The sequence below is a fragment of the Pseudomonas sp. BS-2016 genome (assembly GCF_001806145.1).
GTDB lineage: Bacteria > Pseudomonadota > Gammaproteobacteria > Pseudomonadales > Pseudomonadaceae > Aquipseudomonas > Aquipseudomonas lundensis.
This window is the reverse complement of sequence record NZ_MLCT01000015.1, coordinates 307982-323882: the sequence shown is the minus strand read 5'-3', so window position 1 is coordinate 323882 and position 15901 is coordinate 307982. Positions and strand designations below refer to the sequence as shown.

The 15901-nt window shown below is 55.0% G+C and carries 12 protein-coding genes and 1 pseudogene; 7 read left to right on the top strand and 6 right to left on the bottom strand.

Annotated elements, in window-relative coordinates:
* Window positions 1-126: 126 nt before the first annotated feature.
* The 3 genes and pseudogenes from BKD70_RS06890 to BKD70_RS24135 form a co-directional block, all read right to left on the bottom strand.
* Window positions 127-351, bottom strand: a complete 225-nt coding sequence (locus tag BKD70_RS06890) for a hypothetical protein (protein ID WP_047273795.1) — start codon at window positions 349-351, stop codon at window positions 127-129.
* A 400-nt stretch (window positions 352-751) separates the two neighbouring features.
* Window positions 752-3418 (bottom strand): hypothetical protein, encoded by a 2667-nt coding sequence (locus BKD70_RS06885; protein WP_047277707.1) that lies wholly within the window; start codon window positions 3416-3418, stop codon window positions 752-754.
* 329 nt (window positions 3419-3747) lie between these two features.
* Window positions 3748-4250, bottom strand: a pseudogene (locus BKD70_RS24135) (transposase); the annotation flags it as partial.
* 145 nt (window positions 4251-4395) lie between these two features.
* On the opposite strand from BKD70_RS24135, the gene BKD70_RS06870 reads away from it, so the two are divergent.
* From BKD70_RS06870 to BKD70_RS06860, 3 genes are all read left to right on the top strand, one after another.
* The gene (locus tag BKD70_RS06870; protein ID WP_052892206.1) at window positions 4396-4731 is read left to right on the top strand and encodes a hypothetical protein; all 336 of its coding nucleotides are present in this window, start codon (window positions 4396-4398) and stop codon (window positions 4729-4731) included.
* Window positions 4732-4802: 71 nt separating this feature from the next.
* Window positions 4803-5048, top strand: coding sequence for a hypothetical protein (locus tag BKD70_RS06865; protein ID WP_047273798.1), 246 nt, complete (start codon window positions 4803-4805; stop codon window positions 5046-5048).
* Window positions 5049-5200: 152 nt separating this feature from the next.
* A complete protein-coding gene (locus BKD70_RS06860) occupies window positions 5201-6787 on the top strand; it encodes a PAS domain-containing methyl-accepting chemotaxis protein (RefSeq protein WP_047273799.1) in 1587 nt (528 codons plus the stop codon).
* Window positions 6788-6791: 4 nt separating this feature from the next.
* Here the strand turns inward: BKD70_RS06860 and BKD70_RS06855 are convergent, their stop codons facing one another.
* The 3 genes from BKD70_RS06855 to norR form a co-directional block, all read right to left on the bottom strand.
* Window positions 6792-7268: a GNAT family N-acetyltransferase gene (locus BKD70_RS06855; protein ID WP_047273800.1), complete on the bottom strand. Its 477-nt coding sequence runs from the start codon at window positions 7266-7268 to the stop codon at window positions 6792-6794.
* A 4-nt stretch (window positions 7269-7272) separates the two neighbouring features.
* The gene (locus BKD70_RS06850; RefSeq protein WP_047273801.1) at window positions 7273-8175 is read right to left on the bottom strand and encodes a chemotaxis protein CheV; all 903 of its coding nucleotides are present in this window, start codon (window positions 8173-8175) and stop codon (window positions 7273-7275) included.
* 316 nt (window positions 8176-8491) lie between these two features.
* Window positions 8492-10039, bottom strand: coding sequence for a nitric oxide reductase transcriptional regulator NorR (norR, locus tag BKD70_RS06845; RefSeq protein WP_047273802.1), 1548 nt, complete (start codon window positions 10037-10039; stop codon window positions 8492-8494).
* A gap of 162 nt (window positions 10040-10201) precedes the next feature.
* On the opposite strand from norR, the gene hmpA reads away from it, so the two are divergent.
* The 4 genes from hmpA to cyoB all read left to right on the top strand — a co-directional run bounded on the left by hmpA (window position 10202) and on the right by cyoB (window position 15901).
* Entirely contained in the window at window positions 10202-11383 is a 1182-nt protein-coding gene (gene hmpA, locus BKD70_RS06840; RefSeq protein ID WP_047273803.1) for an NO-inducible flavohemoprotein, read from the top strand.
* 242 nt (window positions 11384-11625) lie between these two features.
* Window positions 11626-12135 (top strand): disulfide bond formation protein B, encoded by a 510-nt coding sequence (locus BKD70_RS06835; RefSeq protein WP_047273805.1) that lies wholly within the window; start codon window positions 11626-11628, stop codon window positions 12133-12135.
* Window positions 12136-12934: 799 nt separating this feature from the next.
* Window positions 12935-13873, top strand: a complete 939-nt coding sequence (cyoA, locus tag BKD70_RS06830; RefSeq protein WP_047273807.1) for a ubiquinol oxidase subunit II — start codon at window positions 12935-12937, stop codon at window positions 13871-13873.
* A 3-nt stretch (window positions 13874-13876) separates the two neighbouring features.
* Window positions 13877-15901 carry a cytochrome o ubiquinol oxidase subunit I gene (cyoB, locus tag BKD70_RS06825; RefSeq protein WP_047273808.1) on the top strand — a complete coding sequence of 675 codons (2025 nt, stop codon included), beginning with the start codon at window positions 13877-13879 and terminating at the stop codon, window positions 15899-15901.

The following is a 15901-nucleotide window of genomic DNA, read 5'->3' as shown; positions in this document are numbered from 1 at the left end:
AAAGACGCCAAACGCCGTGACGGCTTTTTGAGAACAAAAAAAAGCCGCTATAGTAGCGGCTTTTGAAACAATCAGTCACATATAAAGGCCGTGACTGACTGGGTCGGGAAGACTTTATGGAGGGAATCAGCTGTCCTTGCTGTCATCGCTGGTGCTGGCTTTAATCTGCGTGTGCTGAGGCTGTGCCTCGTGTTGGTGGCTGGCGGCGAGTTCTTTTTGGTGCTGTTCAAAGGCGGCTGCGCGGGCTGCATTTTGTGCAACGAACGCTGGCGATTCTTCCGCCATGGCCAAAGGCGACAACAACAAAGACGACAAAGCGAAAACGCTGGCCATACCCATACTGCTGGACATTTCAAAGACCTTCTTGCTGAGCAAGTTCTGTGTGGTGCGATCAAAATATAGGCAACCCCCACCCCGAAAAAGCCCTGCTCTGGATAAGGACTTTTGCGTTTTGAGTAACAAACCTTGAAAACGCAGAGGTAGAGTAAGGGTTCGGTACTTTGCAAGGGCGCCGCTCGCCGTCCTTGACGTGTTATCGATATGAACACGGCTTTATAAAAAAGGCTTCTTGCCTGGGAGGGCTTAACTTCGATTGCTTATTGAGGGCGTGACCAAAAAGAATGGAATCCTATTCCTGATGCAAGGCCATTCTTGGGGGAAGGCCGGGAAAACCCGGCCTTGTATGCTTTTTTATTTCGAAGCGGCTCGGCGGAGATAAAGAAAATGGAGAGCAGTTTTCTATATCTATAGCTTAAAATTCGATGAATTTAAGCGTTCCAGTATTCCCGTAACTGTTCACGCCGATAACAGCGACTTTATATTTTTTGTCAGGTTGGATGTTATGCAGGTTCACTCCAATACTCTTGCCTGCCGTGTGTACTAAGGGTTGCGCTATTTCACCGTTTTCTGTGATCAGGTAGTACGTGATGCATAGATAGCGGGCATTATGTATGTAGCCCCACGTAAGTTGGGCTGTATTGTTTTCAGTGCGTTTAGCCTGGAGCACATAGCTGTCTGTAGGGGGCGAGTCTTGAGTGTCCTCATCGGATGTTGTTCCGTGGATTGATACAACGCTTGAGCGATTGTTGTCTGGATCGACGGCATAAACAGATACGGTATATGCGATGTTTCTTTGCAGTGGATGGGTTATGGAGTGAAAGCCCAGAATGGGAGACGCATTTTTTTTTATCACACTATCGTTGATAGTAACGATGTAGTGATCAACTTTATTGTTGTCAGACGACAGGTTAAAAAAAACGAGAAGATTTCCATTCATCGTGCTATAGGAGGCTGTGAGATGTAAGGGGGGCGTCGGTTTCTCTTGGTCGGCATAAGGGCTGGCGTGCATGAATGTATTGTTAGTAAAAGATCTGTGTCCTTCGGTTCCATAGGCGTTAATACCCCAGACGAAAACATGGTATGGCTTTAGTGATGTTAAATCATTAAACGTGTAGCAGAGTTCGCTGCCTGAATACAAAACTTCCCTAATGGGGGGGGCAATAATTGTGCCTTCCTTGGTGTTTTTTTCGTCTTCAATCGCCGAGATGTCGTAAAGGTGGATTTTATACTGTGCTATATTCCGGGCGCCCGACCACGTGGTGGAACCTGAAGTTAATGTGTCGCGGGTCACAAATTGGTCTGTAATAAATTCAGGTGAGTCATTTCCACTTTCCCTCGTGTTGCCTGTTAAGGAAATGGATGTTGAATGGTTGTAATCTTGATCGGTGCAGTAGAGTGTGAGTTTAAAGTCAATTGACAGACCCAGTGGAAAAGTAAAAGATTCTTTGTAGATGGTTTCCTGCCATTGTTCACTGTTGGTTTCAATGATCAATGTGTGAAATACTGTGCCGACCTTGGCGTCACCTTTGATGTAAGTGATATGTAAAGTCTGCCCCACCGAGTCATAAACATATTTTAGTTCGGACGGCGCCGTAGGTGGGCGTGTTGATGGTTTGTAGGGTTCTACCCGCCTAATAGAGTAGTCGCCATAGGTGCCGTAACTGTTAACTGCACGTACCGCCATTTGATAGGCGTTGTAGTCTGGAAGGTTTTCAAACATGGTCCCACCTGCCCATCGGGACACAAATTTTGATAGAAGTGGTTCTCTAATTGGTTTGCCCTCATCGATGTCACCCTCTCCATAAATGTAAGCTTCATAACAGTCTACCGTTTGGCCTTCACCCCAATACATTGCACACCCGAACTTGCCAATCCGTTGGGTTGCCGTAATAAGAGGGGTCAAGGGTTTTTTATCATCGGTCGGTTCGTCAAAGGTAGTAAGGGTTTGGGTCAGCGGTGGGGAATAATTACCTGCAAAGTCAACACCGTAAACTTTTAGTGTGTACAAGGTGTCCGGAGCGAGGTTTAACTCTAAGTTTTGAACTGCAGAGTGTTGATTTTCAAGTCTCTGTTCCTCTCCGTCATCGATTGTGTAAATATGATGGGTGACTGTGAAGTTGTCAGTGGATTCTTCGAATGATACAAAGCACGTATGCCATGGTCTTATCCAATTGGCATGACGAAACACGGGAGTGGTAGGCGGGATTTTGTCAAGCGCCCTTTCACCTTTGTAGATGTTAGCCTGTATGCAATAGTCAACTAAAAGACTTTTTTCAAAAAAATCCACGTTGATGATATTGCTGTTTATTATTGTGTTTTGATACGGCTGGAATTTAATATTGATATAGCCGGCCAGATTTTCGGGTCCGTAAGTATTTGAGTATTTTACAACTTGTAGGGACCAAAGATCATTTTTGTGGGTTGGTTTGGTGTGCCGGTCAATGAATATGTCGAGTTCAGCCAGTGAAGGTACATCTTGCCCTATCCAGTAGTGAGGGATATTGTTCCAGCATTCGGTGTGAATGCCGAACTGGTGCCCTGCGATAATAATATTGCAGCCTGGGTAATCCGTCAGTATTTGAGCATGCGTTAAATCACTCGCTGCACGTGGCAAAATCTTTACTGCACTGTTTTTACCTGAAAACCCATTGATTAGCTGCAAGAATACTTCCGAATAGTCTTGCTCTGTGAATTTCTCGAAGTCGTGGAAGTTTAGAATAATGATTTCATTTTTTTTTGATGCGTAGTCCACGTTGAAGAAGTGGTTACAGTCAGCAATCAGTTTGCTGATGGTGCGTGTTGAGGTCCATCCGTTATGGCTGAAAAATATACCTTCTATGGCGTGCTTTAGACGTATATCGAAAACTCGAATGCCGTTTGAAAGTTGGAATAAAAATGTGTCATTTTGACAAGCTATCCAGCCCTCTTCTATCCCGCTGGTGGCTTTTTTATCCATGCCTGCGTTATGGGTAGAAGGCAGCGACATAATATTTAACTTGAGTGGAGCAATAATATGGCTGAGGTCTGTCATCCATGTTGATAGCGTGTATTCAGTTTTCTCATGGCCTGTTTTTTTCATGGCGGTCAACTCTGATAGTTTGTTGACGCCTTAAGATATTCCGATTATGGATGATCGCCTGCTATCAGTTTTAATAGGTTGACGTACCAATTGATTTCAGAGTTAGGGATGCTCTGAAGTGGCCGTATGTTTTTCGACTATCGAGCCGTCAGCACTTTCCAAAAAACGACGTTTGTAGAAAATTGCTCAATCACCTTCGTTTTTCAGCCGTTCCAACCGCTGCAAAGTCCTTTGCAGCGGTCATTTCCAGCTCTACACACGCACCTTTCCTGCGTTCGCCAACACATATCGGCGTGCCATCCACAGGTTTAACAGAGCGAACAACGTCACCAATAGGACGGGTTGCCCTTCTTGGTTGGGTGCATCTCAGGGTCGAGTTTGCCGTCCTTATTATGGGTCGAACTGGGCGCATTGATCAGCGTGGCATCGACGTGGGTACCTTGACGCAACGACAAGCCATGGTCACCCAAATAACCATTCATGAAGCCGACAGTTCCGGACGCCAGCTCGTGCTGCTCCAGCAGAAGACGGAAGTGTGAGAAGGGTGGTTTCGTCTGGAATACGCTCCAGACTGATGCCTGAACACTGATGCAGGATGGTCGTCTCATACAGCGCTTCTTCCATCGCCGGATCGCTGTAGCCGAACCAGTTCTGCATCAAATGAACCCGCAGCATCGTCATCAGAGGATAGGCAGGGCGGCCGCCTCAGGGCTTAATCAGGGAATCAAACCCTTCCAGGCAGCAACTGATCCATCTCGATCAGGGGCCACTCCTTACGAGTTTGTTTGCGCTGTCCAGCGTACTCGGCGTCGGCAAACGTCATCTGTTTCATCATCGAAAAGCTCGGCGATTGGTGGTCGGTGATTTTGCCAAATCGGGAAGTCTTTCTCAGCGTTTCACTCAAGAAAACAAGGTTTTGGTCGATGCGCTGGTATTAGAGAGGGGCGTCGATGCGTCTCTGGACCGGGGGGATGTGAATGAAAGTATGTGCGCTGGGGCTGGCGGCTTGTGTCTTGTTCGGGTTGTCCAATGAGGCGGTGTCTGAAACGGCTGCCATGAGTGGCACCGTCCATTTTCAAGGCAGGATTGTGGAAGCAGGGTGTGAGCATGGTCGTTCGGGAACCGTGGATTATGGTAACCAAACGCAGTTGATCGAAGTTGCGCCCAATGTGGTGTTGGCGGTGAACATGGCAAGCAATGCCTACCGCACGGGACATTTACCGTTTGTCGCGTCCTATCAGAAGCTAAACACTCCCGCCTACAGTCAAGAGCAAGGCGTGCGCAACGGCGTGCTGACTATTTCCTACCTCTGAGTGCAACGCGGGGAGAGGATGGCAGGTATACTGCGCGGCTTTCTTCCTACCCCGCATCCTCCGGAGCTTTCATGACTTCCTCCAAACAACCGACGGCTCCTGAAACCCTCGCGGCTGAACCGGCCGAGCTGGAAGCCACTGCGAACGCCGCCGACAAACCGGCCGTTCCTACATTCAGCTTTCCGTTCAACCCGTCGGCCTTCGCCCAGGCCAAAAAAGACAACCAGCCCTGGTATCAAAAGTCGGGCAAGGGCGGTCATGACAAAACCCCGGGCGCGCCACCCCATGGCACCCGTAAAACCATGGGCAAACGTTAATTTTTGACGTCGGAAAACCGGCGCATATCGCCGATTTTTAGTGGTTTACCGATTAACGTCGGCGAACCTGCGCCAGATCAGTATTTCGTTAATGGGTGCGCTTAGAGTCGACAGCCCTGCCGACTCCTCCCAATATTTCGAGCGCGCCTGTTATGAAAATCAATCTACCGATTACCGGCCGATCCGTTGATTTTGCACCCGACGCTAACATCCTCTCCACCACCGACCTCGACAGCCGTATCACCTACGCCAACCCCGACTTTATAAACGTCAGCGGGTATGAGTTGAGTGAGTTGCTGGGCAGCACCCACAACGTGCTGCGTCACCCCGATATGCCCGCTGCTGCCTTCAGCCATATGTGGCAGACGCTCAAGGCTGGACGCTCATGGATGGGGATGGTGAAAAACCGCTGCAAGAATGGCGACCATTATTGGGTCAGCGCCTACGTCACGCCGGTCATGCAAAACGGCGAAACCGTCGAGTATCAATCGGTGCGTACTCACCCAACCCCGGAGCGGGTTGCGGTGGCTGAAGCGTGTTATGCCGCTCTGCGCGCAGGGCCGATGCCGTTGTGGAGGCGTCTGCCCACGTTGGGGTTGACCAGCAAAATAGCGTTATTGGTCAGTGCCGTGTTGGGTGCTGTCATGGCGATCGGCACGGTGATGTTGCCGCAGATTAATCCGCCAGCCGGTTTAGGGCTCTGGCTGGCGGGCAGCGTGCTCAGTTCGGCCGCCATCGCGTGGGGGCTCAAACCCTTGAGCGCTTTGGCCCGTCGCGCCAAGGACGTGGGGGATAACCCATTGAGCCAGCAGATCTATACCGGCCGCCAAGACGAACTCGGGCAGATCGAGTTCGCACTGCACATGTTGCAAGCCCAGGTCGGGGCTGTGGTCGGGCGTATCGGTGACGCTTCCCAGCGCTTGGCCGGGCACGCCGGTGAACTGGTGGAGCACCTGCAAAGCAGCCACAACAGCACCCTGCATCAGCAACTGGAAACCGATCAGGTCGCTATCGCCATTAACGAAATGGCGGCCAGTGTGGCCCAAGTGGCAAGCAATGCGCAGCAGGCTTCGCAGGCGGCTGATCGTGTCGAGCATGAAACCCGCGAAGGCTACGACCTGGTGATCAGAAGTCGCACCTCGGCGCAGCATTTGGCCACTGAGCTGGTGCGAGCCACTGAAGTGGTTCATCACCTCGAAAACCACAGCAGTGATATTTCATCGGTGTTGGAGGTGATACGCAGCATCGCGGAGCAAACCAACCTGCTGGCGCTCAACGCTGCCATTGAAGCAGCCCGTGCGGGCGATCAGGGGCGCGGATTTGCGGTTGTGGCGGACGAAGTGCGCGGTCTAGCGCAGCGCACTCAGCAGTCCACCAGCGAAATTCAGCAGATGATCAGCACCCTGCAAAACGGTGCGCGGGCCGCGGTGCAGGTGATGCAGCAAAGCAGCGAGTACGCGCAAAGCAGCGCCAGCCAAGCGCAATTGGCCAGCAGTGCGTTGGACGGCATCAGCCTGCAAATCAAAAGAATCACCGAAATGAGCGTGCAGATAGCCTCGGCCGTTGAAGAGCAAAGCGTGGTCAGTGAAGACATCAACCGCAACATCGCAGGGATTCGCAGCGCCTGCGAGGTCACGGTCAACGCCGGGCAACAGAGCCAGCGCAACTCCGGGGATGTGTCCGCTCTGGCGGCAGCCTTACGCAGCCTGGCTCAGGACTTCTGGCAGTCCCGGCGCTAGGCCGTCAAAGCGTTTCACGCTGGACCAGAACCATGCCGTGGCGGGCGTACAGGTCGCGGGCCTGGAGGTTGTGCTCCATGACCTTGAGGTCGACACAGGCTTCGCCACGCTGGCGGAACGCAAGAAACACATGTTCCAGCAGCGTGCTGCCCAGTCCGCGCCCGCGATACGCAGGGTGAACCACCAAATCCTTCAGGTACGCGCTGGTCCAGGCCTGCGCAACCCCCACCACGCGTGCGGCGTGTCGCAGCACAAAACACAGCGTGGGATCGTAGTCGGCATCGCGACCCAGCGCCTGCTGCCATGCCTGCAAGGGGAGCACGCTGCCCTGTCCGTCGGCGTAGCCCGCAACAAGCAAGGCATGAACCGGCTCAATCAGGCTCGGGTTGAGGGGGCTCAGCGTGAAGCCTTCAGGCCAGGGCTGAGCGGGCGGCAAAGGGGCGCGCAAGTCCTTGCGCAGCAGCAGGCACGCCCCGCTCACGGGTTCAATACCCTTGAGCGGCGACGGTACGGGCGGCTTCAATCAGGCACTTGGTCAGGTCTGGCGACGAGAACTTGGTCAGCACCGCATTTGCCCCGGAGAGGCGCGCTTTCTCGCTGTTCATGGCGCTGTTGAGCGAGGTGTGCAACAACACATACAAGTGACTGAAGTCCGGGGTTTCGCGCAGCGTTCGGGTGAAGGCGTAGCCATCCATCTCGGACATTTCGATGTCCGACACCACCAGGTTGATCTGATCTTTCGTGCCCTGCAGTTCCAGCAAGCGGTCGATAGCTTCTTTGGCGCTGCGAGCGGTATGGCACTGCAAGCCCAGATTGCGCAGGGTAATCACAGATTGTTGCAGGGCGACCTGACTGTCATCGACCACCAGAATCCGTGCATTGGCCAGCAATTCCGCTTCTTCCATGGTCACGGCGTCCGGGTCCTCAACGATCTGCGAAGGCGCAATGCCGTGAATCACTTTTTCGATGTCCAGCACCTGCACCAGCACGTCATCGACCCGCGTCACGCCGGTAATGAACGAGCGCGAACCGCCCGAACCATAGGGCGGCGGGCGGATGTCGGTACTCAGGCAATGAATGATCTTGCTCACCGCCTGCACATGCAGCCCCTGCTTGGAGCGGCTGACATCCGTGACGATCAGGCAGCCACCGTTAGGGTCTTCCAGCGGCTGCTCACCGATGGCACGACTCAAGTCAATCACCGCCAGCGAAGCCCCGCGCAGCACGGCAATGCCTTTCACATGCGGGTGCGACTCCGGCATTTTCGTCAGTGGCGGACAGGGGATGATTTCGCTGACCTTGAGCAAGTTAATCGCCATCAGCTTGCCGCTGCGCAAAGTGAACAGCAGAAGCGAAAGAGAATCTGCGCGGGCGTTGTGGGATGACATAAAAACCTTCTGTGTAAAGAAATGCGCGCGGGCCATAAGCCAACAGCGGCGAGCGATACAGGGTTATCGACCTAAGTGGAAGGGTCTTTAGCAAAACCCCCGGATCAATCCCGGTTTAGGGTGGATTGTCTGCCGGTCGCCTGCGCGAAAAGTTTGTAAACGGCCCGTGTTTCCTTAAGGCATCTGCGATCTTGCGATTAGCCCACGCTCTCACGCGCAGCGCAAAAAAAACGCGCAGGTGTTGGGCCGCCGTCTCAGGCGTTCAACCCATCTGTCGGCCTGTTCGCTGAATGACAACGCACTGAGGTGCCCAAACCTATTTCAACCCCAACCGCTTGGCCAATCGCCCCAGATTGGCCCGGTCCAGTCCCAGTTCACGCGCAGCGCTGGCCCAGTTGTGTTGATGGCGTTCCAGGCAGGCGCTGATGAGGTTTCTTTGGTAGTGCTCAGTCGCTTGGCGCAGGTCGCCGGTTGTCTCGGCCATTGTGGTGGGTGTGGGTTGGGCCGCCTCGGTGACGCGGGTGGAGGGCAGGTCCAGGTCGTGGGCGGTGAGGGTCAGTATGCGCGGGCGTGTCGGGCAGTTGCCGAGGGCTTTGAGGGCGCTGCGGCCGATGAGGTGTTCCAGCTCGCGCACGTTGCCCGGCCAGTCGTAATGCACCAGCGCGGCTTGCGCGTCGGGGCTCAGGCGTAAGCTGCCCAGGCCCATGCGTGAGCGGTTTTGCTCAAGGAAGAAGCCGCTGAGCAGTAACACGTCGCGCCCGCGTTCGCGCAGGGCGGGTACTTTAAGTGGGTAGACGCTGAGGCGATGGTAGAAGTCGGCGCGGTAGCGGCCGCTGCGCACTTCTTCAGCAAGGTCGCGGTTGGTGGCGGCGATCAGGCGAACGTCGACGCGGTGCTCCTGATCCGATCCCAAACGTTGCAACTGGCCGCTTTGGAGCACGCGCAGCAGTTTGGCTTGCACGGTGAGTGACAGTTCGCCCACTTCGTCGAGGAACAGCGTGCCGCCGTTGGCCAGTTCGAATTTGCCCCGTCGATCGTTGGTGGCACCGGTGAAGGCACCGCGCACATGGCCGAACAGTTCGCTTTCGACCAACGTGTCGGGCAGCGCCGCGCAATTGAGGCTGATCATCGGTTTGTCAGCGCGTGGTGAGGCGGCATGAATCGCTTGCGCCACCAGCTCTTTGCCCACACCCGTTTCGCCGGTGATCAGGACCGTCAGGTCACTGCTGCCCACCAGCGCGATTTCGTCGATCAGGCGTTTGTGGGCTTTGCTCTGGCCTATCAATTCTTTGTGGGGGGAGCCGTTGGCCTGCCGGTACAGCTCTGCCTTGAGTTGTTCGTCTTCCACCCGCAACGCCAGCCGTTCAATACGCTGGGCCACGTTTACCGTAGCGGCCGCGAGGCTGGCGAAGGCTTGCAGGGCATCCAGCTCGATGGGTTCGAAGCGTTTAGGGTCCAAGGCATCCAGGGTCAGCAGCCCCCAGGGTTTCTCGTCAATGAACAGCGGGCAACCCATGCAATCGTGAATTTCCAGATGCTCGGCCAGCCCGTCCACCAGGCCGTCGTACGGGTCGGGGAGGTCGCAATTACTGGGGAATCGTGTCGGGCCGGGGCTGCTGAGCAACACGTCAAAGCGCGGGTGTTCGTTGACCTTGAAGCGTCGTCCGAGGGTGTCGAGGCTCAGGCCGTCAACCGCCAGCGGCACCAGCCACTCGCCATCAAGGCGCAGCAAGGCGGCGGCATCGCACGGCAGCAGAGCGCGCATGGCCTCAAGCAAGCGGCGGTAACGCTCGCTCTCTGGCAGTTCGCGGGACAGGTCAGCGACTAGGGGCAATAACGTGGTGAGCAGAAGTTTTGCAGTCATTTTGACCTCATGTAGTCGAACCGACTATAAATCAGCCTGAGTCATAATGACTAATATTGTTTTAACTCGCTGTTTTTAAAGGGTTTAAAAGTTGGCACGGATTCTGATACCTCAATGGTCATCAAGTTTTAGTTACTGCCTACGTGCTATGGAGTCACCTTTATGCTTACTGCTCAGGATCGTGCCATCGTCAAATCCACCGTACCGCTGCTGGAAAGCGGCGGTGAGGCCTTAATCACCCATTTCTACCGGATGATGCTGTCGGAGTACCCCGAGGTACGCCCGTTGTTCAATCAGGCCAATCAGGCCAGCGGTGATCAGCCCCGCGCCTTGGCCACCGGGGTGCTGATGTACGCCCGCCACATCGATCAGCTCGACCAATTGGGTGATCTGGTCGCCAGGATCATCAACAAACACGTGGCACTGCAAATCCTGCCCGAGCATTACCCGATTGTCGGTAAGTGCCTGTTGCGTGCGATCGAAGAAGTGCTGGGCAGTGACATCGCGACCCCTGAAGTATTGGCGGCGTGGGGCGCTGCTTACGGGCAACTGGCCGATATCCTGATCGGCGCCGAAGCGGCCATTTACGATGCCAAGGCCGCTGCGCCGGGCGGCTGGCGGGGCGGTCGCGCGTTCAAGCTGGCTGCCAGGATCGATGAAAGCGCCGAGATCACCTCCTTTTACTTCCGGCCGGTTGACCAGCAGCCGATCCTCGAATTTGAGCCGGGTCAGTACATTGGTATCAAACTGGACATCGACGGTGTCGAAGCCCGTCGCAACTACTCGTTATCGGCGCTGGCGCAGGTGGGTCGTTATCGCATCAGCGTCAAGCGCGAGGTGGGCGGGGTGGTGTCCAATTACCTGCATGACCGTTTGCAAGTGGGCGACGTCGTGGAGTTGTTCCCGCCAGCGGGTGAGTTCACATTGACCGATAGTGAAAAACCGCTGGTGCTGATCAGCGGCGGCGTAGGCATTACGCCGACCTTGCCGATGCTGGAAAGGGCGTTGACCACGCAGCGGCCCATCCATTTCATCCACTGCGCGCGTAACGCTCAGGTGCACGCATTCCGCGGCTGGGTGGATGAGCTGGCCGAGCAATACCCGCAATTGCAGCGTTTTTACTGCTATGCCGAACATGACGGGCAGGGACCGGGCGCCGATCACGTGGGCCTGTTGAACGCCGAACTGCTGGAAAAATGGTTGCCGGCCGATCGTGATGTCGATGCTTACTTCCTCGGGCCCAAGGGCTTCATGAGCGCTATCAAGCGTCAGCTCAAGGCGTTGGGTGTGCCTGAAAAGCAAAGCCGCTACGAGTTTTTCGGCCCGGCTGCTGCGCTGGAATAAACCGTTACTGGCCGAGCCCATAAACGGCCAACGCGCCCCGTAGTGATCGTCTGTTGACCTCGCGCCTAGCGTGATGAGGGGCAGGCGATGGCTGCGGGTTTTTTTGTTAATCGCGCTTTAATCGCGCCCGTTGTTAATCCTCTTCCTGCAGTTGCCCTGCATCCATGCTGTAGGTCTGGGTGTAAACTGCGCGCTTTGTGACGGCCGGACGGCCCTTGGACAATCAGGCAAAAGGAAACACGATGACGGACGACATGATGCGACTGGGGCGCGAAAAGCGCTTTCTGGTCTTGCTGGGGCTGATTTGCCTCGCCCTCATTGGTGGTGCGCTGTATATGCAGGTCGTGCTCGGTGAGGCGCCTTGCCCGCTGTGCATCCTGCAACGTTATGCGTTACTGCTGATCGCAATTTTTGCCTTCATTGGCGCGGCCATGCGCACCCGGCGCAGCATGACGGTGTTTGAGGGGTTGGTGGTATTAAGCGCCATTGGCGGGATCGTCGCGGCGGGGCGCCACGTGTACATCCTGGCTAACCCTGCGGTCAGTTGCGGTCTGGATACCCTGCAACCGATTGTGGACGGCTTGCCTTTGGCTGCCGTCTTCCCGCTGGGTTTTCAGGTTGATGGTTTCTGTTCGACGCCGTATCCGCCTGTGCTGGGCCTGTCGCTGGCGCAGTGGGCGCTGGTGGCTTTCGTTCTGACGGCCGTGCTGGTGCCGCTGGGCATTTACCGCAATCGCAGCAAACCTGCCTGAAACCCTAAATCAGGTTGCAGCCGCCTCGTTCTTGTGCGCAAGGGCGAGGCTTTTTTTCGTCCATGAAAAAGGTGAAGAGGGTGTGATCCGCCGCAGTGAAGGGGTGCGCAGCACTGCGACATATTGTCACGGAGAAATTGTCACAGGGGATGTTTTCATTTCACAATACGCGGCTGAAACGTCTCACTGGTTTCACCACCCATGAGGCGTTTTGACGCTGTAGCAGGGCTTGAAAAGGTCCATGCAAGGCGCCATCAAAAACGCTGCAAGCCTTTTTGTTTGGGCGTTTTGGCCCGATGGGGAATGAGTTTTCGTGCGCTAAAAAGGGGCGGATTCAGCTAAGGGGGAAGGGCGTGCTACAGGCGCGTCAGGGAGGGGCTTCAAACGCGGCGCGTAATAATAGTGGGGGATTGTTACCACAGCCGAGAATAATTATTTCGGGATGAGACATGGTTTATAGAGAGCTACCTAACTACAATCGCCCGCACTGAACGTCCAGCCTGCTCATCCCTGAGCCCAAGCGGGAAGTTGAAGGTCGCCTGGGTGGTTGTTACAGGCTTCCCATGCGACTCCCAAGGTACTGGCAACCCTTCTAAGTTCCGCACCAAATGGAATTGGTCTGACAAGGCCTTTGACCCAGTATCGAATAAGAAATCACTGCTAACCCAGGATTTGCCCAGTCGCTTCACCGCGATGAAGCAGGCCCTTATTCAATCCGGAAAATTGCCAACCCTTGGCAGGGTGAAGTGTTGGCGGAAAAAACCAACTGCATTGTGCAAGCTGTTTTAGAGGTCGTGAGATGACTAAAAAAAGGTACCCCAGACTCTTTGGCTTATTGCCACTTTTCGGCATGTTGTTGCTGGGAGGCTGCAATATGACGTTGCTCGATCCGGTGGGGCAGATCGGCGTCGATGAAAAGAATCTGATCATCACTGCTACATTGCTGATGCTCTTGGTCGTGGTGCCGGTCATCTTGATGACCCTTGTTTTCGCGTGGAAATACCGCGCGTCGAACAAGAACGCCACCTACGCACCAAAATGGTCTCACTCCACCAAGATCGAAGTTGTGATCTGGACTGTGCCAATCCTGATCATCATCGCGCTGGGTGTGATCACGTATAAGTCGACCCACGCGCTGGACCCGTATCGTCCGATTGAGTCTGACGTCAAGCCTGTGACCATCGAAGTGGTGGCCATGGACTGGAAGTGGCTGTTCATCTACCCGGAACAGGGTATCGCCACCGTCAACAAGATCGTGTTCCCGGCCAACACACCGGTTAATTTCCGTATCACGTCCGACACGGTCATGAACTCGTTCTTCATTCCAGGCCTGGGCGGTCAGATCTACGCCATGGCCGGTATGCAGACCAAGCTGCATTTGATTGCTAACAAGAACGCCGAGCTCGATGGCATCTCTGCCAACTACAGCGGTGCGGGCTTCACTGGCATGAAATTCAAAGCAATCGCGACTTCCCAGGCTGAGTTCGATGCGTGGGTAAGTGAAGTCAAAGCGTCACCTAAACAGCTTGATACAGCTGAATACGAAGCCTTGACCAAGCCAAGTCAGAACAATCCCGTTGAGCTCTACTCCTCGGTCAAACCGAACCTGTTCCAGACCATCATCGACAAGTATGAAGGCATGAAACCAGGCAAGCCGGTGCAGCACGAGAAGAAAGAAGTGGCCGGGACCGAAGGTTTGGACACCAGTTCGCATTCAGCTGCCGGGGCAGAGGAGTAAACGATGTTTGGTAAATTAAGTCTGGACGCCATACCGTTCCACGAGCCGATAGTGATGGTTACCGTCGCTATGATTCTGCTCGGTGGTCTGGCGTTGGTTGCAGCACTCACGTACTACAAAAAGTGGACCTACCTGTGGTCCGAATGGCTAACGTCAGTCGACCACAAGAAAATTGGCGTGATGTACATCATCGTTGCCATGATCATGCTGCTGCGTGGCTTTGCCGACGCCGTCATGATGCGTACCCAACTGGCCATGGCCACTGAAGGTTCGCCTGGCTACTTGCCACCTGAACACTATGACCAGATCTTCACCGCTCACGGTGTGATCATGATCATCTTCATGGCGATGCCATTCTTCACCGGCCTGATGAACCTTGCAGTGCCGCTGCAGATCGGCGCGCGTGACGTTGCCTATCCGTTCCTGAACTCCCTGAGCTTCTGGCTCCTGGTGTCGGGCGTGGTACTGGTCAACCTGTCGCTGGGCGTCGGCGAGTTCGCCAAGACCGGCTGGGTTGCGTATCCGCCGTTGTCAGGTCTGGCGTACAGTCCGGGCGTGGGTGTGGACTACTACATCTGGGCACTGCAGCTATCGGGGTTAGGTACGACGTTAACCGGGGTTAACTTCCTGGCCACCGTGCTGAAAATGCGTACCCCTGGCATGAAGATCATGGACATGCCGATCTTCACCTGGACCTGCACCTGGGCAAACGTTCTGATCGTGGCTTCGTTCCCGATCCTGACCGCTACCCTGGCGCTGTTGACACTTGACCGTTACTTGGATTTCCACATTTTCACCAACGAACTTGGTGGCAATCCAATGATGTACGTCAACCTGTTCTGGGCGTGGGGTCACCCTGAGGTTTATATCCTCATTCTGCCGGCGTTCGGGATCTTCTCTGAAGTCATCTCGACCTTCACTGGCAAGCGTCTGTTCGGTCACCACTCGATGGTCTACGCCAGTGGCGCGATCTCGATCCTGGGCTTCATGGTTTGGCTGCACCACTTCTTCACCATGGGTTCGGGTGCCAGCGTCAACGCCTTCTTCGGTCTGGCGACGATGCTGATTTCCATCCCGACGGGTGTGAAGCTATTTAACTGGCTATTCACCATCTACCGCGGCCGTCTGCAGTTCACCAGCCAGGTGATGTGGACACTGGGCTTCATGGTGACCTTCGCCATCGGCGGTATGACAGGCGTATTGCTGGCCATCCCGGGTGCTGACTTCGTACTGCACAACAGCCTGTTCGTGATTGCTCACTTCCATAACGTGATCATCGGCGGCGCGGTATTCGGTTACATCGCAGGTTTCAGCTTCTACTTCCCTAAAGCGTTCGGCTTCAAACTGAACGAGAAGTGGGGCAAGGCAGCGTTCTGGTTCTGGATCACCGGCTTCTTCGTTGCGTTCATGCCGCTCTATGCACTGGGCTTCATGGGCATGACCCGTCGTCTGAACGCCACCACCAACCCTGAGTGGGTGCCTTACCTGTACGTGGCGTGCGTCGGTGCTGCACTGATCGCCGTGGGTATTGCGTGCCAGCTGATCCAGCTGTACGTCAGCATCCGTGACCGCAACAAGCCAGAGAACGCCTGCGAATTCGGCGATCCATGGAATGGCCACACCCTGGAATGGTCGACCTCGTCGCCACCTCCTTTCTACAACTTTGCTGTATTGCCAAAAGCCGACGGTATCGATCCGTTCACCGAAGCCAAGGAAAACGGTACGGCGTACCAGGCTCCGGCCAAGTACGAACCGATCCACATGCCAAACAACACCGCGACCGGTGTGGTGATGGGCGCACTGCTGACCGTATTCGGTTTCGCAATGATCTGGCACATCTGGTGGTTGGCGATCGTCAGCCTGGTTGGCACCGTGGCGTACTTCGCGATCCACGCGGCCCGTGATGACCAAGGCTACATGGTGCCGGTGGAAACCATCGAGCGCATCGAAGCCGAGCAGCACAAGCGTCTGGTAGCCGCTGGCAAGATTCCGGCTACCCGTGTTGAAACCAAGTTGGAACAGGCATAA

Excerpts from the sequence above, each read along its gene's own strand:
- BKD70_RS06885 (WP_047277707.1), bottom strand. The coding sequence starts at position 3,418 with ATGAAAAAAACAGGCCATGAGAAAACTGAATACACGCTATCAACATGG.
- BKD70_RS06860 (WP_047273799.1), top strand. The coding sequence starts at position 5,201 with ATGAAAATCAATCTACCGATTACCGGCCGATCCGTTGATTTTGCACCC.
- BKD70_RS06890 (WP_047273795.1), bottom strand. The coding sequence starts at position 351 with ATGTCCAGCAGTATGGGTATGGCCAGCGTTTTCGCTTTGTCGTCTTTG.
- BKD70_RS06870 (WP_052892206.1), top strand. The coding sequence starts at position 4,396 with ATGAAAGTATGTGCGCTGGGGCTGGCGGCTTGTGTCTTGTTCGGGTTG.
- BKD70_RS06865 (WP_047273798.1), top strand. The coding sequence starts at position 4,803 with ATGACTTCCTCCAAACAACCGACGGCTCCTGAAACCCTCGCGGCTGAA.
- cyoA (WP_047273807.1), top strand. The coding sequence starts at position 12,935 with ATGACTAAAAAAAGGTACCCCAGACTCTTTGGCTTATTGCCACTTTTC.
- norR (WP_047273802.1), bottom strand. The coding sequence starts at position 10,039 with ATGACTGCAAAACTTCTGCTCACCACGTTATTGCCCCTAGTCGCTGAC.
- cyoB (WP_047273808.1), top strand. The coding sequence starts at position 13,877 with ATGTTTGGTAAATTAAGTCTGGACGCCATACCGTTCCACGAGCCGATA.
- BKD70_RS06835 (WP_047273805.1), top strand. The coding sequence starts at position 11,626 with ATGACGGACGACATGATGCGACTGGGGCGCGAAAAGCGCTTTCTGGTC.
- hmpA (WP_047273803.1), top strand. The coding sequence starts at position 10,202 with ATGCTTACTGCTCAGGATCGTGCCATCGTCAAATCCACCGTACCGCTG.
- BKD70_RS06850 (WP_047273801.1), bottom strand. The coding sequence starts at position 8,175 with ATGTCATCCCACAACGCCCGCGCAGATTCTCTTTCGCTTCTGCTGTTC.